This is a genomic window from Pseudoclavibacter sp. Z016 (assembly GCF_002931215.1).
In the GTDB taxonomy this organism is placed as follows: domain Bacteria; phylum Actinomycetota; class Actinomycetes; order Actinomycetales; family Microbacteriaceae; genus Pseudoclavibacter.
This window is the reverse complement of sequence record NZ_PSTU01000017.1, coordinates 159,265-176,822: the sequence shown is the minus strand read 5'-3', so window position 1 is coordinate 176,822 and position 17,558 is coordinate 159,265. Positions and strand designations below refer to the sequence as shown.

Below are 17,558 nucleotides of genomic sequence, written 5' to 3'. Positions count from 1 at the left end.
ATCAGGCTTCCCGACGGCGACGCTCATCGCTCTTGAGCTTCGAGTCGGCACCGCGCACCCAGCCGCCGAGCACCGCGGTGACCACCGACATGATGAGCGCTGCGAGCACCGCCCACCAGAAGCCGGAGACCTCGATGCCGAAGCCGATGCTGTCGCTGATGACCCCGACGAGCCAGAACAGGAATCCGTTGACGATGAACGAGATGAGGCCGAGCGTGAGGATGTAGAGGGGGAACGCGACGACACGCACGACCCCGCCCACCACGGCGTTCACGACGCCCCAGATCAGCCCGAACAGTGCGAGCGTGCCGATGACGCCCCAAGTCGACTCCTCGAACGGGATGACCTGGACATGCGCTTGCAGGATGAGGGTCACGACCCAGAGGGCCACGGCGTTGATGAGGATGCTCAAGATGGCTCGCATGCCCCCATTCTCCCCGATCCTGCGGTGAAGCGGCTGGGGCGCTCGCCCGCCTCGTGTCGTCGATGCCGTGCAGGGTCGGCCCGAACTGTTGGAGGATTTCTCCTGAACGGCCATGGGGTGGAGAACTAGACTGGCGAAATCTCGGGCAACCGCATGCGAGATCGGAACAGCAGGAAGGCGCCACACGACGTGACTCCAGGCGACGAGACCGTGCAGATCCTCACTCCAGAGGGAGAGGTGAAGCCGACGAAGGCCGCCGAGCCCTTCCTGGAGCAGCTTGAGCTGCTCACCACGGAGGACTACCTTCGCGCCTATCGCGACATGAGCTACGTGCGGGCGTTCGACCGTGAGTCGACCATGCTGCAGCGCCAGGGACAGCTGTCCCTGTACGTCCCCGCCGAGGGACAGGAGGCCGCCCAGATCGGCTCCGCCTACGCCATGCGCCCGCAAGATGCGGTTTTCCCCTCCTACCGCGAGCACGGCGTCGCCTTCGTGCGCGGCGTCGACCTCGTCGACGTGCTGCGCCTGCTGCGCGGCGTGACCCACAGCGGATGGTCGCCGGAAGGCCACGGCGTGCGCCCCTACACGCTGGTCATCGGCTCGCAGACCCTCCACGCGACCGGCTACGCGCTCGGCCAGAAGTTCGACGGCGCCACCGGCACCGGCGACCTCGACAAGGACGAGGCGACCGTCGTGTACTTCGGTGACGGCGCGACCAGCCAGGGCGACACCAACGAGGCCTACATCTTCGCGACGAGCTACCAGGTGCCGCTCGTCTTCTTCCTGCAGAACAACCAGTGGGCCATCTCCGTGCCCGTCTCCGTGCAGGCCAACAACCCGCTCTACAAGCGCGCGGGCGGCTTCGGCATGCCCTCGACGCACATCGACGGCAACGACGTCATGGCGAGCTTCGCCGTCACGCGCGCGCACCTCGAGCGGGCGCGCGCCGGCGGTGGCCCCGGCTTCATCGAGGCTGAGACCTACCGGATGGGCGCCCACACGACGACGGACGACCCCACCAAGTACCGCACGAGGGACGAGGAGGAGTCGTGGCGCCGCCGCGACCCGATCGCCCGCCTCGGCGCGTACCTGCGCGCGCAGGACGTGGGCGAGGACTTCTTCACCGGCGTCGACGAGGCAGCGAAGGACTACGCGGCCGACGTGCGCCGCGGCGTCTTCGAGATCGAAGAGCCCGACAACGACTCCATGTTCGAGAACGTGTACAGCGACGCGCATCCGCAGCTCGAGGAAGAGAAGCAGTGGCTGCGCCGGTACGAGGCGTCCTTCGATGACAACGCGAGCCAGGAGGCAACCCGATGACCGACGTCGCCACGAGCACCACAACGCCCGAGTCGGAGGCGGATGCGCCGGAGACGGTCACCATGCCGCTCGCGAAGGCCATCAACGCCGGCCTGCGCCGCGCCATGGAAGACGACGACAAGGTCGTGCAGCTCGGCGAGGACATCGGCACGCTCGGCGGCGTCTTCCGCGTCACCGAGCACCTGAAGCGCGACTTCGGCGAGAACCGCGTGCTCGACACCCCGCTCGCGGAGTCCGGCATCATCGGCACCGCCATCGGCCTCGCCATGCGCGGCTACCGGCCCGTGTGCGAGATCCAGTTCGACGGCTTCATCTTCCCCGGCTTCGACCAGATCACGACGCAGCTCGCGAAGCTCACGAACCGCAACGAGGGCCGCCTGCAGATGCCGGTTGTCATCCGCGTGCCCTACGGCGGGCACATCGGCGCCGTCGAGCACCACCAGGAGAGCCCAGAGGCCTACTTCGCGCACACCGCCGGACTCCGTCTCATCTCTCCGTCGACGCCGAACGACGCGTACTGGATGATCCAGCAGGCCATCAAGAGCAACGACCCCGTCATGTTCTTCGAGCCCAAGAGCAAGTACTGGCAGAAGGGCGAGGTCAGCCTCGCCGCCCCCGCTGCCGGGATGCACGCGAGCCGAGTCGCCCGCGTCGGCACCGACGTGACGCTCGTCGCGCACGGCGCCATGACCGCGGTAGCGCTGCAGGCGGCGGCGGTCGCCGAGGCCGAGGGCATCAGTCTCGAGGTCATCGACCTCCGCTCGCTGAGCCCCATCGACTACGCGCCGATCGTGGAGTCCGTCCGCAAGACGGGTCGCCTCGTCATCGCGCAGGAAGCCCCCTCGAACGCCAGCATCGGCTCCGAGATCGCCGCGACCGTGCAGGAGCGAGTGTTCTTCTCGCTCGAGGCGCCCGTGCTTCGCGTGTCGGGCTTCAACGTTCCCTTCCCGCCAGCGAAGCTCGAGGCGAGCTACCTGCCGGACGCAGACCGCATCCTCGAAGCCGTCGACCGCTCGCTCGAGTACTGAACCAAGCCCGCACAGATAGAGGCAAGCACACCAATGAGCACCGAGAACTTCGAACTCCCCGACGTCGGGGAGGGACTCACCGAGGCCGAGATCGTCTCCTGGCACGTGAAGGCCGGCGACAGCGTCGAGCTGAACCAGACGCTGTGCGAGATCGAGACGGCCAAGTCGATCGTCGAGCTGCCCAGCCCCTTCGAGGGGCGCGTCGTCGAGCTCTTCGCGAGCGAGGGCCAGACCGTCGACGTGGGCAAGCACATCCTCTCCATCGAGACCGCTGGGTCCTCGAGCAGCTCCGAGGCGCCCGCCGCCCCGGAGGCACCAGCTGCCGACCTCGAGTTCGACGCGGCACAGGCGGATGCGGCTTCCACCGTCTCCAGCGAGGGCGCCGAGTCCGGCGCCAACTCGGTGCTCGTCGGCTACGGACTCGGTGACGCGCCCACGACGCGCCGCCGCAAGAAGTCGGCCGTACCAGCCCAGCCGACGCGCCCCGCGCAGATCCCCGCCCCGGCCCAGCCGTCGCATCGCCCGGCCGCGCAGGCTCCCGCTCCAGCACCTGGGGTGGCGCGGACGCAGGCCCGCCCCGGGTCGGTGCCCGCCGCATCCGCGTCGCCGATCATCGCGAAGCCCCCGATCCGCAAGCTTGCGAAGGACCTCGCCGTCGACCTGTCGCAGGTCGAGCCGACCGGGCTCGCCGGTGAGACGACCCGCGACGACGTCATCCGCCACGCGCAGCAGGCGAGTGTCTTCAAGAACCTCGAGACCCCCATCTGGGGCGAGGTACGCGAGGAGAAGCACCCCGTCAAGGGCGTGCGCAAGGCAACGGCGAACGCCATGGTCTCGTCGATGTTCACGGCACCGCACGTGACGCTCTTCACCGACGTCGACGCGACGCGCACGATGGAGTTCGTGAAGCGCCTCAAGGCGTCGCCCGACTTCGCCGGCGTGAAGGTGTCGCCGCTGCTCATCGTGGCGCGAGCCGTGATGTGGGCGATCCGCCGCAACCCGATGGTCAACGCCGCGTGGACCGACGAGGAGTACACGGTCAAGCACTACGTGAACCTCGGCCTCGCCGCCGCGACCCCGCGTGGGCTCATCGTGCCGAACATCAAGGATGCGCACGCCATGACCCTGCACCAGCTGGCGCAGGCCATCGAGCAGCTCACGTATCGCGCCCGCGACGGGAAGACGCCGCCGACAGAGATGCGCGACGGCACCTTCACGATCACCAACATCGGGGTGTTCGGGATGGACACGGGCACGCCCGTCATCAACCCCGGCGAGGTGGGCATCCTCGCGCTCGGCACCATCAAGCTGAAGCCGTGGGTGTTCGAGGATGAAGTTCGCCCCCGCATGGTGACGACGCTCGGCGCTTCCTTCGACCACCGCCTGGTCGACGGGGACGTCGCGAGCCGCTTCCTCGCCGACGTCGCGACGATCGTCGAGGAGCCTGCGCTGCTGCTCGACTGAGCCCCGCTGGCCGCGGTCGGACGCGTCCGCGCGCCCGGCCGTCCCCGCAACGGCGGCCAGAGTTGTGGCTAAACGCGGTTCCGCGTTCGCCGAGGCGCACTTCGCCACAACTCTGGTCACTGGTTGCGCCGGCTCCGGGGAGGCGTGCCTACCGCGCGTGCTCACCGCGTTGCACAGAGTTGTGGAGGGGTGTCGTTGGCGCGGGTCGTAGCAGCGTCTATCCACAACTCTGTGCTCAGTCACCGAGCCACCCAGCCGCCGGGGCGCCCGGGCGCGGGCTCGGTTCCCGGACCGTGAGGTGAGGGCGGACGGGGATGCACGCTCGCCGCGTTGCACAGAGTTGTGGCGGGGTGTCGTTGGCGCGGGTCGTAGCAGCGTCTATCCACAACTCTGTGCCCAGTCACCGACCCACCGAGCTACCGACCGCAATTCCCAGCCCGCGCAATTGACATTGATTCTCAGTACGAATTACACTCCACGGGTGAACCTTCGCTCTCCTGCCCTCATCGCCCTCGCCGGCCTGTCCACCCTCGCGCTCGCGGCCTGCTCCGGTCCGACCGCGGCAACCGACAGTGCCGCGGCACCCACCGCGGAGGGCGAGTCGTTCACCGTCGTCGCGACCACCACGCAGGTCGCCGACTTCACCCGCGAGCTCACCGAGGGCCTGAACGTCGAGGTCACGCAGCTGCTGCAGCCCGGCATGAGCGCGCACAGCTTCGAGCCGACCCCCGCCGACCTCGTCGCGCTCGGCTCGGCCGATCTCGTCGTCTCGAGCGGCGCTGGACTCGAGGAGTGGCTCGACGCGGCCGTCTCGTCGAGCGGTTACTCGGGCGAGGTCGTGGATGCCTCGGCCAACGTCACGCTGTCGGGCAGCCACGAGCACGAGCACGGTGAGGAAGAGCACGCCGAGGACGAGCACACGCACGCCGAGGGCGAAGAGCACAGCCACGAGGAGGAGGCACACGCGGAGGGCGAGGCGCACGCTGAGGATGAGCACGCCGAGGGCAACCCCCACACGTGGACCTCACCCGCGAACGCGAAGCTCATGGCGGCCGAGATCGCCACGCACCTCGAGGAGCTCCCCGGCATCGACGCCGCCGCGGTGCAGGCGAACGCCGACACCTATGACGCCGAGCTGACGGAGCTCGACACGTGGATCGCAGCGAACGTCGACGCCGTCCCCGAGGCCGAGCGGGTCGTCGTCACCAACCACGACGCGCTCCACTACTACCTCGACCAGTACGGCATCACGTTCGTCGGCTCGATCATGCCGAGCTTCGACGACAGCGCCGAGCCGAGCGCCGCCGAGATCGACTCCCTCATCGCCGAGATCAAGGAGCACAACGTGAAGGCCATCTTCACCGAGACGCAGCTCTCCCCGCAGAACGCAGAGACCATCGCGGCGCAGACCGGAGCGAAGGTCTTCTCGGGTGAGGAGGCACTGGCGACGGATGCGCTCGGCGAGCCGGGAACCCCGACGGGCACGTATGTCGGTGCGACGGTGCACAATACTCAGATGATCATCGATTCCTGGGGCGCCACCGCGACCGACGTGCCTGAGGTGCTCGCGCAGCAGTGACGCATCCAACCCCGCTCGTCTCGTACCGCGACGCCTCCATTGCCTATGGCAGGGAGGCGCCTGCGTTGACCGGTGTGTCGTTCGAGCTGGGTGAGGGCGACGCGGTCGCGCTGCTCGGCCCGAACGGCGCGGGCAAGTCGACGCTGCTGCAGTCGCTGCTCGGGCTCTTGTCGACCAGCGGCACCGCGGAGGTGCTCGGCTCGGCTCCGGGGTCTCGCGCGTCGGAGGTCGGCTACCTGCCGCAGTCGACGCACATCGACCCCGACTTCCCCGTCTCGCTCCGCCAGGTCGTGATGATGGGCCGCTACCGGCGCATCGGGCTGCTCCGGTGGCCGCGAGCCGCTGACCGCGAGATCGTGCGTCGCGCCATCGAGACGGTCGGGCTCACCGAGCTCGCCAACACGACCTTCGGGGAGCTGTCGGGTGGCCAGCGGCAGCGCGGCCTGCTCGCTCGGGCGCTCGCCACCGAGCCGAGGCTCATCCTCCTCGACGAGCCGTTCAACGGCCTCGACCGCGCCAACCGGGATGCGCTCATCGCGACCCTGCGCCGCCTCCGCGAGACCGGGGTCGGTATCGTCGTCTCGACGCACGACCTCGAGCTCGCGCATGAGGTGTGCTCCCACGTGCTGTTGCTCAACGGCAGGCAGATTGCCGGCGGGCCCATCTCGGAGGCGTTGACGGATGCGGCGCTCGCGGCGGCGTTCTCCGGCACGTCCGCAGACACCGAGGCGCACGGCGGCGCCCACGGCACGGTCTGCGCGCCGGGCGGCGACGACAGCGACGATCACGAGCGGGCCCGGGTGTGACCGATCTCTCCGTCCTGCTGCAGCTGCCGTTCGTGCAGAGCGCGGCCGTCGCCATCATCGTGCTCGCGGTCGCGAGTGCCATCGTCGGCACGGCCCTCGCGTTGCGCGGCCTCGAGTTCCTCAGCGACGGCCTGGTGCATTCGGTGTTCCCCGGCGTCGTGATCGGCTTCATTGCGGCGGGCACCGACGGCGTCTACGTCGGCGCCGGCATCGCGGCCCTGATCGCGACGGTTGCACTGACCATCGCCTCGGCGCGTGGCATCGGCTCAGACGCGACCATCGCCGTGGTCCTCGCCGGTGCGTTCTCCCTCGGCATCGTCATCGTCTCGCGCAGCGTCGACTACGCGTCAGGACTCGAGCATCTCCTCTTCGGGCAGCTCCTCACGGTCTCGAGCGCTGACATCGTCGCGATCTGCGTGCTCGGCGGCACCGCCGTGCTGCTGGTCCTCGGCACCTGGAAGGAGCAGCTGCTCGTCTCCTTCGACCGCAAGCAGGCGCAGGCGTCCGGCATGCGGGTGCTCGCCTACGAGCTGGCGCTGAACATCGCGATCGCGCTCGTGGTCGTCGCAGCCGCACGTGCGGTCGGCAACCTGCTTGTGCTCGCCCTCCTCATCGTGCCGGTCGCCGTCGCTCGCCTCGTCACGCGTCGAGTCTGGGCGATCGCCGTGGTTTCGCTCCTCGTGTCGGTCGGCTGCGGGCTCGTCGGCCTCTGGGCTGGCCTCTGGCTGTCGCTGGATGCTGGCATCCAGGCTTCCCCGAGCGCCGTGCTCGTGCTCGTGCTCGTCGCGCTGTACCTCGTGGTGGTCATCGTGACGAGGCTCACCGCGTTCGCCGCCGCCCGCCGCCGAGGCGCCGCCGCCGCTGCTGGCCGTGCCCCCGCATCCGCTGCCGGGGTGGTCTCGTAGCCATGGACTACTTCGCTCTCGCGCTGCTCACGGGCACGCTGGTCGGCCTCCTCAGCGGTCTCGTCGGTGTGCTGGTGCTGCTGCGCCAGCGTGCCTTCTACACCGTCGCCCTCACGCACGCGACGTTCCCCGGCGGTGTCTTCGCGGCCGTCGTGGGCATCAACATCGTCGTGGGCGCATCCATCTTCAGCCTGCTGCTCGTGGCGCTCATGGCCGCGCTCTCGCGAGTGCCGCGGCAGGGCAAGCAGGTGGCGGCCGGCATCATCCTGAGCTTCGGCTACGCGCTCGGCATGCTCTTCGCGTCGCTCAACCGCGGCCAGTCGGTGCGCGTCGACTCGTACCTGACGGGGTCGATCCTCGCCATGAACCCCACCAACGTGTGGCTGCTCGGTGCGGCGCTCGTGATTGTCCTCGGCGTGTACGCGCTCTTCGGCAAGCAGCTGCTGTTCTCGAGCTTCGACGCCCGCGGCTTCCGCGCGGCCGGCTTCCGCGAGGGAGTCTGGGATCTCGTGGCGCTGGCGCTCATCACGCTCACGGTGGTCGTCGCGATGCCGGCGATCGGGTCCATCCTGGCGATCGCCATGATCGCGGCTCCCGCGGCGGCGGCCAGGCTCCTCACGAAGCGCATCGGGTGGATGCTCGCCCTGTCCTGCGCGTTCGGCGTCACCGCCGCCGTGGTCGGCCTGCAGGTGTCCCGGTCGCTGTCGTTCGCGGCCGGCGGGTCGATGGCGCTCACGGCGGTCGCGATCTTCGTCATCGCGCTCCTCGCGAAGGGCGTCGTCGACCGGTTCGCGCAGGGCGTCTCGCAACGCGCATCCGCCCCCGGTATGGTCGGCTGATATGAGCGACGAGACGAACGGTGAGGGCGGCGCGACCGCCGGCGCTGCCGCGGCCCCCGTCAAGAGGAACACCCGTCAGCGTGAGGCCGTGCGCCGCGCTCTGGCGGAGTCGTCGGAGTTCGTGAGCGCCCAGGTGCTGCACCAGCGGCTGTCGGCGGCTGGCGAGCGCATCGGGCTGGCCACCGTGTACCGCACGCTTGGCGCGCTGAGCGAGAGCGAGGAGGCCGACTCGCTGCAGAACGCCGAGGGGGAGGTCGTCTACCGCGCCTGCGTCATGGGCGAGCACCACCACCACCTCATCTGCCGCAACTGCGGAGCGGCCGTCGAGATCACGGCTGACCCCGTCGAGCAGTGGGCGTCGAGCGTCGCCGCGAAGCACGGCTACACGCAGGCGAGGCACGTCGTCGACATCTTCGGCCTGTGCCCGAAGTGCACGGCTGCAGCTGCGGCGTCCGCCTAAACCGCGCGGGGCGACCCCGCAGTGGAGCCGCCAGCGGGGCCGCTCACCACCGGGCGTGGACCGTCTGGCGGAAGAACCGGTCGTAGATCTCGTGCACGTTCGCGTCGAGATCCGCGGGCAGCTCGAGCGAGGCGGCGGATGCGTTCGACTCCGCCTGCGCTCGGTTGCGTGCGCCGGGGATGACACTCGTCACTCCGTCTTGCGCTGCGACCCAGGCGATGGCCGCCGCGGTGGGGGAGATGCCCTCGGGAAGCGCCGCGGCGAACGCCCGGGCCGCCTCGACGCCGGTGCCGAAGTCGACGCCTGAGAAGGTCTCCCCGACGTCGAAGGCGCTGCCGTCGCGGTTGTAGGTGCGGTGGTCGTCGGCCGAGAAGGTCGTTTCCTTCGTGTACCTGCCGCTCAGGAGGCCGGAGGCGAGGGGCACTCGGGCGATGATGCCGACGCCAGCCTCGCGCGCTGCCGGCAGCACGAGGTCGAGCGGCTTCAGGCGGAACGCGTTGAAGATGATCTGCACGGACGCGGTTCCCGGCCTGGCGATCGCGGCGAGGGCCTCATCCGCGGTCTCGACGCTGACGCCGTAGGCGGCGATCGCACCTTCAGCGACGAGTGTGTCGAGAGCGTCGTAGACGGCATCGTTCGAGAACACGGGGGTGGGCGGGCAATGCAGCTGCACCAGATCCAGGGTGTCGACGCCCAGGTTGCTGCGCGAGCGGTCCGTCCAGGCCCGGAAGTTGTCGAGTGTGAACTCGGCGGGGTCCTGTGGGCCCCTGCGTCCCATCTTCGTGGCGACGAAGACGTCGGCGTTCGGGTTCTCGCGTCGGAACGTTCCGATCAGCGTCTCGCTCCGACCGTCACCGTAGACGTCGGCGGTGTCGAAGAAGGTGACGCCGCTCTCGACGGCGGCGCTGAGGACGTCGAGCGCTGCGTGCTCGTCGACGTCACCCCAATCGGCGCCGAGCTGCCAGGTGCCGAGGCCGACGATGGACACGGGGCGGCCGGTGCGGCCGAGGGTTCGCTGAAGCATCCCCGATGCTAACGCGCCGCACCTGACCTAGGCCCGTATGACCCGTGGCCGCGGACGACACCCGCGGCCGACTCGTCGACGTCGCGTCCAGTTGCCGCTCGTAGGGTTGTGGGCATGAAGCCCGAGCAGGAAGCCGCTCCCCAGCAGGTCGCCGTCTGGTACTTCGTTGCCGCCACCTTCATCTTCGCCGGCCCGGCGCTCATCGCGGATCTTCCCATCTGGGTGCGCATCGCGTCGCTGGTCGTCGGCCTCGTGCTCGTCGTCTTCGGCGGGCGGCAGCTGGGCCGCGAGACGGCGGCCCGCCGACGGTCGAGGGATGCGGCGCGGCCCGACACCCAGGACGGCTCGGCGTCCGAGCCGATCGGGCCGACGAGCGACCGGTAGGCGTGCAGCTGGCAGAACTGTGCGGGGCTAGCGGAAGTCGCGGAGGTCCTTCAGGTACGTGTTGACCTCGCGGGACTTCGCCACCTCCGAGGGCGTGACCTCAGCGCTCAGCAGCTCGGTGTCGTCGCGACCGGCGATGGCGAGAGTGTTGCCGTAGGGGCTCGCGATGCAGCTGAGCCCCGTGAATCCCGGACCCGAGTGGTTCGCGTAGGCGATGTACAGCCCATTCTCGAGGGCCCGCACGGGCACCATGTGCGTCGAGATGACCTCGGCGTTGTACGAGTGCCCTGGCAGGTCGCCCGCGACGTCGCCCGTCGACGGGACGGCCGTCGGGATGAGCAGTGCCTCCGCGCCCGCGACCGCGGCACGTCGAGCGATCTCGGGGAACTCGATGTCGTAGCAGATGGCGAGCGCGACCCTGAGGCCCGCGACCTCGACGACCTCGGCGGCGGCATCCCCGAGGTCGAAGACCCGCTGCTCCTCAGCGCCGAAGAGGTTCGACTTGCGGTAGCGGGTGAGCTCGTTGCCGTCGCTCGCGAAGAGCGAAGCCGAGATGAAGCGGCGCTCGGTCGTGGCGTTGGCGGCGAACCCGGCTGAGCGTTCGATGGTGTGCTCGACCGTGGATGCGACGATCGCGATGCCGGAGTCGGCGGCGATGCGTGCGATCTGCTCGCGGATGGCCGAGCCGTCCTCGCCGGCGACTCGCTCTGGCGCGTAGCCGGTGGCGAAGAGCTCTGGCGTGACGAGGATGTCGGTGCCAGCCTCGGCCGCTCGCCCGGCGAAGGAGCGGAGGAGGTCGAGGTTCTCCTCGACGGCGCCGACGGCGCCCTGTGCCTGCAGTACGGAAATCAGCGCCATTGCCAGCCTCACATCGTCGTCGTGGTCGCTCGGATCTCGAGCCTGCCGTGTCTCTCGAAAAGTAGTTCTTGACATGGCCGGGGGAGCAGCCTCAGGATAGCCGAAACCGAAAGTAATTCGGTTCTTCTGGATTCGACGACGAAGGCTGGACCCATGGACATGCGCGACCCGGAGATCACGGCAGATCTCGCGAGACGACTCGACTCTATCGCGACCGCCGAAGCCGGCGACATCGCGCACGAACCCCTGAGCGGCCGTGACATCGGCCTCTTCGCACTCACCTGCGTGGCCCTCGTGGCCGCTGGCGCCCTCGTGGTGATCCTGTGAGCGGCGGCGCCGGGCGAAAGGTCGAGGGTGCATCCGCCGAACTCGACCAGGCGGCGACGTTCGGCTCGCTGCCGCTCCTCAAGAAGGAGCGCATCTGGTCCGGCTGGGACTACAGCTGGGTGAACCTGAGCCTCGCGATCGCGACCTGGGCGTTCCTCGTCGGCGGTTCGACCGCGCTGCTCGTCGGCTTCCAGGACGGCATCGCCGCGATGGTCATCGGCAACGCGATCGGTCTCGGCATCATGGTGCCGGCCGCCACGGCGGCGAGCGCGCGCTTCGGCGTCGAGCAGTACACGATCCTCCGCCCCGTCTTCGGGCTCATCGGCGTGGGCGTGCTCGTCTTCACGGTCATCCTCGTCACCGAGATGGGCTGGTCGTCGCTCCTCGCCATCATGGTCGGCCGCGCCGTCACGCAGGTCGCCAACGGTGCCGCAGGCACCGACTTCGGCTCTGACAGCCTCCTCGTCACGGTCGTCGGCCTCGTCGCGATCCTCATCGCGTGGCTCATCCTGTCGCGTGGCCCCGTCACGATCGGCAAGCTCAACCGCTTCGTCGCCCCGGGCCTCGTGCTCGTCACGGTCTTCATGCTGTTCTTCCTCGTCTCAAACACGTCCTGGGAGGCGCTCTTCGCAGCCGAGCCCCTCGCGCCGTTCGAGGAATCGCAGCTGAACTTCATGCTCGCGGTCGAGTTCAACGTCGCCGTCGGCTTCTCCTGGTACCCCGTCATGGGCTCCATGGCGCGCATGACCCGCTCGCCCAAGGCCGCGCTCTGGCCGGCGTTCACCGGCCTCATCGTCGGCACGCTCGTCGCCCAGGTCGTCGGCATGGCCGCGGCGCTCACCCTCGGCGACTCCGACCCGACGGTGTGGATGCTCCCGCTCGGCGGTCCGATCCTCGGCGCGTTCATGCTGCTGTTCATCTCGTTCGCCAACATCACGAGCATGTCCTCCATCGTCTACTCGACGGTGCTCGCGATCAGGCAGGCGAGCGGCAACCTCCTCGGGCGCGTGCCCTGGCCGCTGCTCTGCGGCTCGTTCTTCGTGCTCCCAGCGATCCTCACGTTCTTCCCGGACTTCATGTACCAGCAGTTCATGGTGTTCGTCACGATCTCCGGCGCTTTCCTGGCCGCCATGTGCGGGGCGATCCTCGCCGACTACTTTGTGCTCCGACGCCAGTGGGTTCGCCTCCCCGACCTCTACCGGCTCCGAGGCGAGAGCGCTTACCACTTCACGGGCGGCGTCAACTGGGCCGGCATCATCTCGGTCGTCGTCGGTGCGGCGTTCTACCTGTGGATCTACAACCCGGTGACCCTCGAGACGCATCCGCTCTTCCTGATCCTCACCGCCTCGGCCCCAGCCACCGTGCTCTCGGGCGGCGTGTACCTGCTGCTCGCCCAGCTGCTCTACCGGCGCCGCGGCGTCGGCGAGTTCTCGGACACGGAAGCCACGACCACTCACCAGACGACCACCCGGAAAGGGGTCTGACCATGCGCGCACAAGCGGCAGTTCACTTCGAGGGAAGCAACCAGCTCGAGATCCGCGAGATCGAGGTCGCTGAGCCGGGGCCGGGCACCGTGCTCGTGAAGCTCGGCGCGTCCGGCGTCTGCGGCTCCGACCGGCACGTGCTCGACGGCGACTGGCAGCTGCCATCGCCCACCGTCATGGGCCACGAGGGTGCCGGCGAGGTCATCGCCATCGGCGAAGGCGTCGTCGACGTCGAACCGGGCGACCACGTCATCCTCAGCTGGTTCTACCCCTGCCGCCGGTGCACCGCCTGCCTCAGCGGTCGCGCCTACGTGTGCACGGGCAGCCGCAGCGAGGAGTGCCTCCTCCCCGACGGCACGACGCCCCTGTCGCTCGACGGCGAACCCGTGTACCCGTACCTGACGGCCGGCACGATGAGCGAGTACGCGGTGGTGCCGGAGTCGGCGGCCATCAAGGTTCCCCGTGAGGTGCCGTTCGACGTCGCGAGCCTCATCGGCTGCTCGATCGCCACCGGCATCGGCACGGTCGTCAACGACGCCTCCGTCGACGCGGGCGAGTCAGCGGTTGTCATCGGCGCCGGTGGCGTCGGGCAGAGCATCATCATGGGCCTGCACCTCGTGGGAGCGAACCCCATCATCGCCATCGACCTCAACGAGGACAAGCTCGCCGCGGCCCGCGAGCTCGGGGCGACCCACACGATCGTGCCTGGGTCCGATCTCGCCGCCCAGGTGGCTGAGATCACGGGTGGCGGCGCCGAATACGCGTTCGAGGCCATCGGACGCGTGCAGACCATCGAGTCCCTGCCCAGCCTCATCGCGCCGGGCGGCACCGCCGTCATCGTCGGACTCCCGCCGGTCGACGCCCCGGTCTCGATCGACGCCCTGATGCTCGCCGAGACCGGCAAGCGCCTCATCGGCACGAACTACGGCTCCACGGTGCCCGGCCGCGACTTCCCGAAGCTCGCCGCGCTCTACCTCGCCGGGCGCCTGCCCGTCGACAAGCTCATCAGCGAACGCATCCAGCTGAGCGACGTCAACGACGCGTTCGATGCCATGCGGAGAGGCGAGCGCGCGAGAAGCGTCATAGTCTTCTAGACCGATCCATCTCCACGCTCTGCCGTGGATCGAGAACTGGGAGTGTGACCATGGCGCGTCCGCGGGTACCGATTCTGTCGCCCGAGAAGATCTGTCTGGCTGCGCTCGACCAGATCGACCGAAAGGGCGACTTCTCCATCCCGGTCCTCGCGAAGGAACTCGGCGTGAGCGCCTCGTCGATGTACCACCACGTGCACGGACGGGCGGGCATCGTCAACGGCATCCGCAGCCTCATCAGCACGGAGCTGTCGCTCGCGATCGGGCTCGAGGACGCCACCGAGGAGGACCTCGAGGCGCTCGCCGCCATGAGCTGGCAGGACCAGGTTCGGCAATGGTCGAAGGACTACACCTCGGCCCTCGCGAAGCATCCGCTGGCCCTGCCGATCATGGTGCAGGAGCCCGTGAGCGACGAGGAGACGCTCGACGTCTACGAGTCCATCGCGATCACGTTCCGCTCGGTGGGGTTCACCGACGAGCAGGCGCTCGTCGCGATCGCCGTGCTCGAAGGGCTCACCTTCGGGCGGGTCGTGGATGCGGCCTCCCCGCCCATTCCGTGGCCGGCCGACCCCATCGCGCACCCCGTCCTCCACGGCGTGACGACGTCGCTCGAGCCGTCGCGTCGCCTCGAGCTGGCCTTCGACTTCGGACTCGAGGCGATCATCACGCGGCTCGAGAGCGTCTTGGAGGCGAACGCTCGTGGCTGAGGCGCGAACGGTCGTCATCACGGGCGGCTCGGACGGGATCGGAGCCGCGGCGGCGCGGGCCCTCGCAGCCAAGGGGTGGCGCGTGGTCGTCGTCGGGCGCAACGCGGAGAAGACGGCTGCCGTCGCCGAGGAGATCGGGGCGGAGCGCTTCGTCGCCGACTTCTCCCGCCTCGACGAAGTGCGGGAGCTCGCGGCAGGACTCGTCGAGCAGGTCGGCCCGATCGACGTGCTCGCGAACAACGCCGGCGGCATCTTCGGCGACCGAACGCGCACCGTCGACGGTCACGAGCTGACCCTGCAGGTCAACCACCTCGCACCGTTCCTGCTCACGAACCTCCTGCTCGACCAGGTCAGCGTTGGGGCCGTCGTGAACACGGCGAGCATCGCGGCGCGGCTCATGGGTCGCATCGATCTCGACGACCTCAACAACGACGCCCGCTTCAGCGCGAACAAGGCCTACGGCGACGCGAAGCTCGCGAACATCCTCTTCACCAAGGGGCTGCACCGAGGTCTGGCGGGACGGCCCGTCGCGAGCGTCGCCTTCCACCCCGGGGTCGTCGGCACGAATTTCTCCTCCGACTCGACGAGCCTCATGCGCCTGCTCTACCGCACGCCGCTCGCGAAGCTCTTCACGATCAGCGCGGCCAAGGGCGGCGAGACGCTCGAGTGGTTCATCGCCGGGCAACCCGGTGTGACCTGGCAGGCGGGGGAGTACTACGACGAACGGCACCACGCGACCAACGTGAATCCGCAGATCTTCGACGAGGACCTCATCGAGGGCCTGTGGAAGCGCAGCGCGGAGCTGGTGGGCCTCGACGCCCGGTGACGAGCAGGGCCGTCGACCTGTGGGCGGTGTGTCTCAGCTCAGCTCAGCTCAGCTCTCGGTCGCCGGGCTCAGCCTGCGGCGAGCTCGACCGCCTTGCGCACGCTTCCCTCGGCCTCGGTGAGCAGGGCGGCGGCCCGCTGCGCGTCGCAGTCGGCGAGCAGCATGACCACGGCGGTCTTCGCATGATCGCTCGCCGATGCGAGTGCGGCGTCGGAGTCGGCGCGTGACGCCCCCGTCGCCTCGGCGACGATGCGCTGAGCCCGGTCGACCAGCTTGGCGTTGGATGGGCGGACGTCGACCATGAGGTTGCCGTAGGCCTTGCCACCGCGGACCATGCTGGCCGTCGAGAGCATGTTGCACACGAGCTTCTGAGCGGTGCCGGCCTTGAGCCTGGTCGACCCCGTGAGGACCTCCGGCCCGGTCACGACCTCGATCGCGATATCGGCTTCCGCGCTGATGGGCGCGCCCGCGTTGCAGGCGATGGAGATGGTCGCGGCGCCGCGGCGCCTGGCGGCCTTGAGTCCGCCGATGACGTACGGCGTGCGTCCGCTCGCTGCGAGTCCCACGACGACGTCCTCTGCCCGCAGGGCGACTGCGTCGAGTTCCCGCTCAGCTAGTTCGGGGTCGTCCTCGGCGCCCTCGACGGCGCGCACGAACGCTTGCGACCCACCGGCCATGACGCCGAGGACATCCTCGGGTGAGGTGCCGAAGGTCGGAGGGCACTCGACCGCGTCGAGGAGGCCGATGCGGCCGCTGGTGCCAGCGCCGAGGTAGATGAGTCGCCCGCCGGCACGCCGCGCCTCCGCGATGCGATCGGCGGCTCGCGCGATGACGGGGAGCGCGGCGCGGACGGCGCCGGCGACGGTCGCATCCTCGTCGTTCATGAGGCGCAGGATCTGCTCGGTCTCGAGTGTGTCGAGCTCCATGCTGCGCGGATTGCGCCCCTCGGTCGAGAGCGCCGCGAGTGTCGAGATCTCTGTGTCTGGCATGCTCGTCTCCGGTCCTCGGCTCGCCACCGTGCGATCCTGAGTTATGAAAGTACACGAGATGCGGTGGGTAAGTAAATAAACTTCCGCGACGCGGTGTGGTGCTGCCTCGCTACGCTGTCCTCGGAAAGCAGGTGGATCGTGAGCACTCAAGGCACTGAGGCGAACTCTCGCACTGTACTGGTCGAGCTTCGGGCGCTGCTGCCCTCGCTCCGGCCGTCGGAGCGTCGCATCGCCGAGGCGCTCCTCGCCGACCCCGAGGGTTTCGCGTCGAAGTCGATGGCGGAGATCGCGGAGCTCGCCGACACCTCGACGACCACGGTCGTGCGGTTCACGCGACGTGCCGGATACGCGCGCTTCCGCGATCTGCGTCACGACCTCACCGAGCAGAACCTGCGAGAGCGCCTCGCCTCGAGCGGAGGGGTCGCCCCGGCGGCCGACATCTCACCGAGCGATTCGCTCGCCGACGTCGTCGCCAAGATCGCGATGAACGAGACGCTCTCGATCGCGGACACCGCCGAGGTCCTCGATATCGACTCCCTGGCGGCTGCCGTCGCGGCCATCGCAGGCGCCGCCCGTGTCGACATCCACGGGATCGGGGCGAGTTCAGTGGTCGGTGTCGACCTGCAGCGCAAGCTCTCTCGAATCGGGCGAATCGCCCTCGAGTGGCCGGAGGCCCATGCGGCATGGACGGCCGCGGCTGTGCTCGACGATCGGTCTGTCGCGATCGCCATCTCGCACTCAGGCGAGACCGCTGGGGTGGTCGAGTTCCTCCGCATCGCGAAGTCGACCGGAGCGACGACGATCGCGATCACGAACCATGAGCGGTCATCGCTTGCCGGTCTCGCCGACATCGTCCTGCGCACCGCTGCCCGGGAGACCCCGTTGCGTTCCGCGGCGCTCGGCAGTCGAATCGCGCAGCTCATGGTCGTCGACTGCGTCTTCACCGGGGTCGCGCAGGTCGACTACGAGGGTTCTGTCGCGGCCATCGAGAAGACGCATCGGGCGGTCCCGCGGGGCTGAGGTCCTGCGACGGGCGGCCTCGG

19 protein-coding genes are annotated in these 17,558 nt (G+C 69.2%); 15 read left to right on the top strand and 4 right to left on the bottom strand.

Annotation, left to right across the window (positions count from 1 at the left end; genetic code table 11):
* Window position 1: 1 nt before the first annotated feature.
* Window positions 2-424 (bottom strand): phage holin family protein, encoded by a 423-nt coding sequence (locus C5B99_RS16050; RefSeq protein ID WP_104243893.1) that lies wholly within the window; start codon window positions 422-424, stop codon window positions 2-4.
* Window positions 425-613: 189 nt separating this feature from the next.
* Here C5B99_RS16050 and C5B99_RS16045 point away from each other — a divergent pair, with 189 nt between their 5' ends.
* The 8 genes from C5B99_RS16045 (at window position 614) to C5B99_RS16010 (ending at window position 8,825) form a co-directional block, all read left to right on the top strand.
* Entirely contained in the window at window positions 614-1,744 is a 1,131-nt protein-coding gene (locus tag C5B99_RS16045; RefSeq protein WP_258063427.1) for a thiamine pyrophosphate-dependent dehydrogenase E1 component subunit alpha, read from the top strand.
* A 62-nt stretch (window positions 1,745-1,806) separates the two neighbouring features.
* Window positions 1,807-2,772, top strand: coding sequence for an alpha-ketoacid dehydrogenase subunit beta (locus tag C5B99_RS16040; RefSeq protein ID WP_104244172.1), 966 nt, complete (start codon window positions 1,807-1,809; stop codon window positions 2,770-2,772).
* Between the two features lie 33 nt (window positions 2,773-2,805).
* The gene (locus tag C5B99_RS16035) at window positions 2,806-4,236 is read left to right on the top strand and encodes a dihydrolipoamide acetyltransferase family protein (RefSeq protein WP_104243889.1); all 1,431 of its coding nucleotides are present in this window, start codon (window positions 2,806-2,808) and stop codon (window positions 4,234-4,236) included.
* A 481-nt stretch (window positions 4,237-4,717) separates the two neighbouring features.
* The gene (locus C5B99_RS16030) at window positions 4,718-5,815 is read left to right on the top strand and encodes a metal ABC transporter substrate-binding protein (RefSeq protein ID WP_104243887.1); all 1,098 of its coding nucleotides are present in this window, start codon (window positions 4,718-4,720) and stop codon (window positions 5,813-5,815) included.
* On the top strand, window positions 5,812-6,621 hold the full coding sequence (locus C5B99_RS16025) for a metal ABC transporter ATP-binding protein (protein WP_104243885.1): 810 nt from the start codon (window positions 5,812-5,814) through the stop codon (window positions 6,619-6,621). Before C5B99_RS16030 ends, C5B99_RS16025 begins: the two co-directional genes overlap by 4 nt.
* Entirely contained in the window at window positions 6,618-7,526 is a 909-nt protein-coding gene (locus C5B99_RS16020) for a metal ABC transporter permease (protein ID WP_181065038.1), read from the top strand. Before C5B99_RS16025 ends, C5B99_RS16020 begins: the two co-directional genes overlap by 4 nt.
* 2 nt (window positions 7,527-7,528) lie before the next feature.
* The gene (locus tag C5B99_RS16015) at window positions 7,529-8,365 is read left to right on the top strand and encodes a metal ABC transporter permease (RefSeq protein WP_104243881.1); all 837 of its coding nucleotides are present in this window, start codon (window positions 7,529-7,531) and stop codon (window positions 8,363-8,365) included.
* Window position 8,366: 1 nt separating this feature from the next.
* Window positions 8,367-8,825: a Fur family transcriptional regulator gene (locus C5B99_RS16010; protein WP_104243879.1), complete on the top strand. Its 459-nt coding sequence runs from the start codon at window positions 8,367-8,369 to the stop codon at window positions 8,823-8,825.
* Between the two features lie 43 nt (window positions 8,826-8,868).
* Here the strand turns inward: C5B99_RS16010 and C5B99_RS16005 are convergent, their stop codons facing one another.
* Window positions 8,869-9,849 carry an aldo/keto reductase gene (locus C5B99_RS16005; protein ID WP_104243877.1) on the bottom strand — a complete coding sequence of 327 codons (981 nt, stop codon included), beginning with the start codon at window positions 9,847-9,849 and terminating at the stop codon, window positions 8,869-8,871.
* Between the two features lie 114 nt (window positions 9,850-9,963).
* Here C5B99_RS16005 and C5B99_RS16000 point away from each other — a divergent pair, with 114 nt between their 5' ends.
* Window positions 9,964-10,233: a hypothetical protein gene (locus tag C5B99_RS16000; protein ID WP_146082031.1), complete on the top strand. Its 270-nt coding sequence runs from the start codon at window positions 9,964-9,966 to the stop codon at window positions 10,231-10,233.
* A 27-nt stretch (window positions 10,234-10,260) separates the two neighbouring features.
* Here C5B99_RS16000 and C5B99_RS15995 read toward each other — a convergent pair whose 3' ends face one another.
* The gene (locus C5B99_RS15995; RefSeq protein ID WP_104243873.1) at window positions 10,261-11,091 is read right to left on the bottom strand and encodes a nitrilase-related carbon-nitrogen hydrolase; all 831 of its coding nucleotides are present in this window, start codon (window positions 11,089-11,091) and stop codon (window positions 10,261-10,263) included.
* Window positions 11,092-11,244: 153 nt separating this feature from the next.
* Between C5B99_RS15995 and C5B99_RS19390 the strand changes: the two genes are divergently transcribed.
* The 5 genes from C5B99_RS19390 to C5B99_RS15975 are packed head-to-tail and all read left to right on the top strand — an operon-like array spanning window position 11,245 to window position 15,526.
* Window positions 11,245-11,418: a hypothetical protein gene (locus C5B99_RS19390; protein WP_181058060.1), complete on the top strand. Its 174-nt coding sequence runs from the start codon at window positions 11,245-11,247 to the stop codon at window positions 11,416-11,418.
* Complete coding sequence (locus C5B99_RS15990; RefSeq protein WP_258063426.1) at window positions 11,415-12,902, top strand: cytosine permease; 1,488 nt, start codon at window positions 11,415-11,417, stop codon at window positions 12,900-12,902. Before C5B99_RS19390 ends, C5B99_RS15990 begins: the two co-directional genes overlap by 4 nt.
* Before the next feature lie 2 nt (window positions 12,903-12,904).
* Entirely contained in the window at window positions 12,905-13,996 is a 1,092-nt protein-coding gene (locus C5B99_RS15985) for an alcohol dehydrogenase catalytic domain-containing protein (protein WP_104243869.1), read from the top strand.
* 50 nt (window positions 13,997-14,046) lie between these two features.
* The gene (locus C5B99_RS15980) at window positions 14,047-14,700 is read left to right on the top strand and encodes a TetR/AcrR family transcriptional regulator C-terminal domain-containing protein (RefSeq protein WP_104243867.1); all 654 of its coding nucleotides are present in this window, start codon (window positions 14,047-14,049) and stop codon (window positions 14,698-14,700) included.
* Window positions 14,693-15,526 (top strand): SDR family NAD(P)-dependent oxidoreductase, encoded by an 834-nt coding sequence (locus tag C5B99_RS15975; RefSeq protein ID WP_104243865.1) that lies wholly within the window; start codon window positions 14,693-14,695, stop codon window positions 15,524-15,526. Before C5B99_RS15980 ends, C5B99_RS15975 begins: the two co-directional genes overlap by 8 nt.
* A gap of 68 nt (window positions 15,527-15,594) precedes the next feature.
* Here the strand turns inward: C5B99_RS15975 and murQ are convergent, their stop codons facing one another.
* On the bottom strand, window positions 15,595-16,515 hold the full coding sequence (gene murQ / locus C5B99_RS15970) for an N-acetylmuramic acid 6-phosphate etherase (RefSeq protein WP_104244170.1): 921 nt from the start codon (window positions 16,513-16,515) through the stop codon (window positions 15,595-15,597).
* A 138-nt stretch (window positions 16,516-16,653) separates the two neighbouring features.
* On the opposite strand from murQ, the gene C5B99_RS15965 reads away from it, so the two are divergent.
* Window positions 16,654-17,535: a MurR/RpiR family transcriptional regulator gene (locus tag C5B99_RS15965; protein WP_104243863.1), complete on the top strand. Its 882-nt coding sequence runs from the start codon at window positions 16,654-16,656 to the stop codon at window positions 17,533-17,535.
* Window positions 17,536-17,558 lie beyond the last annotated feature (23 nt).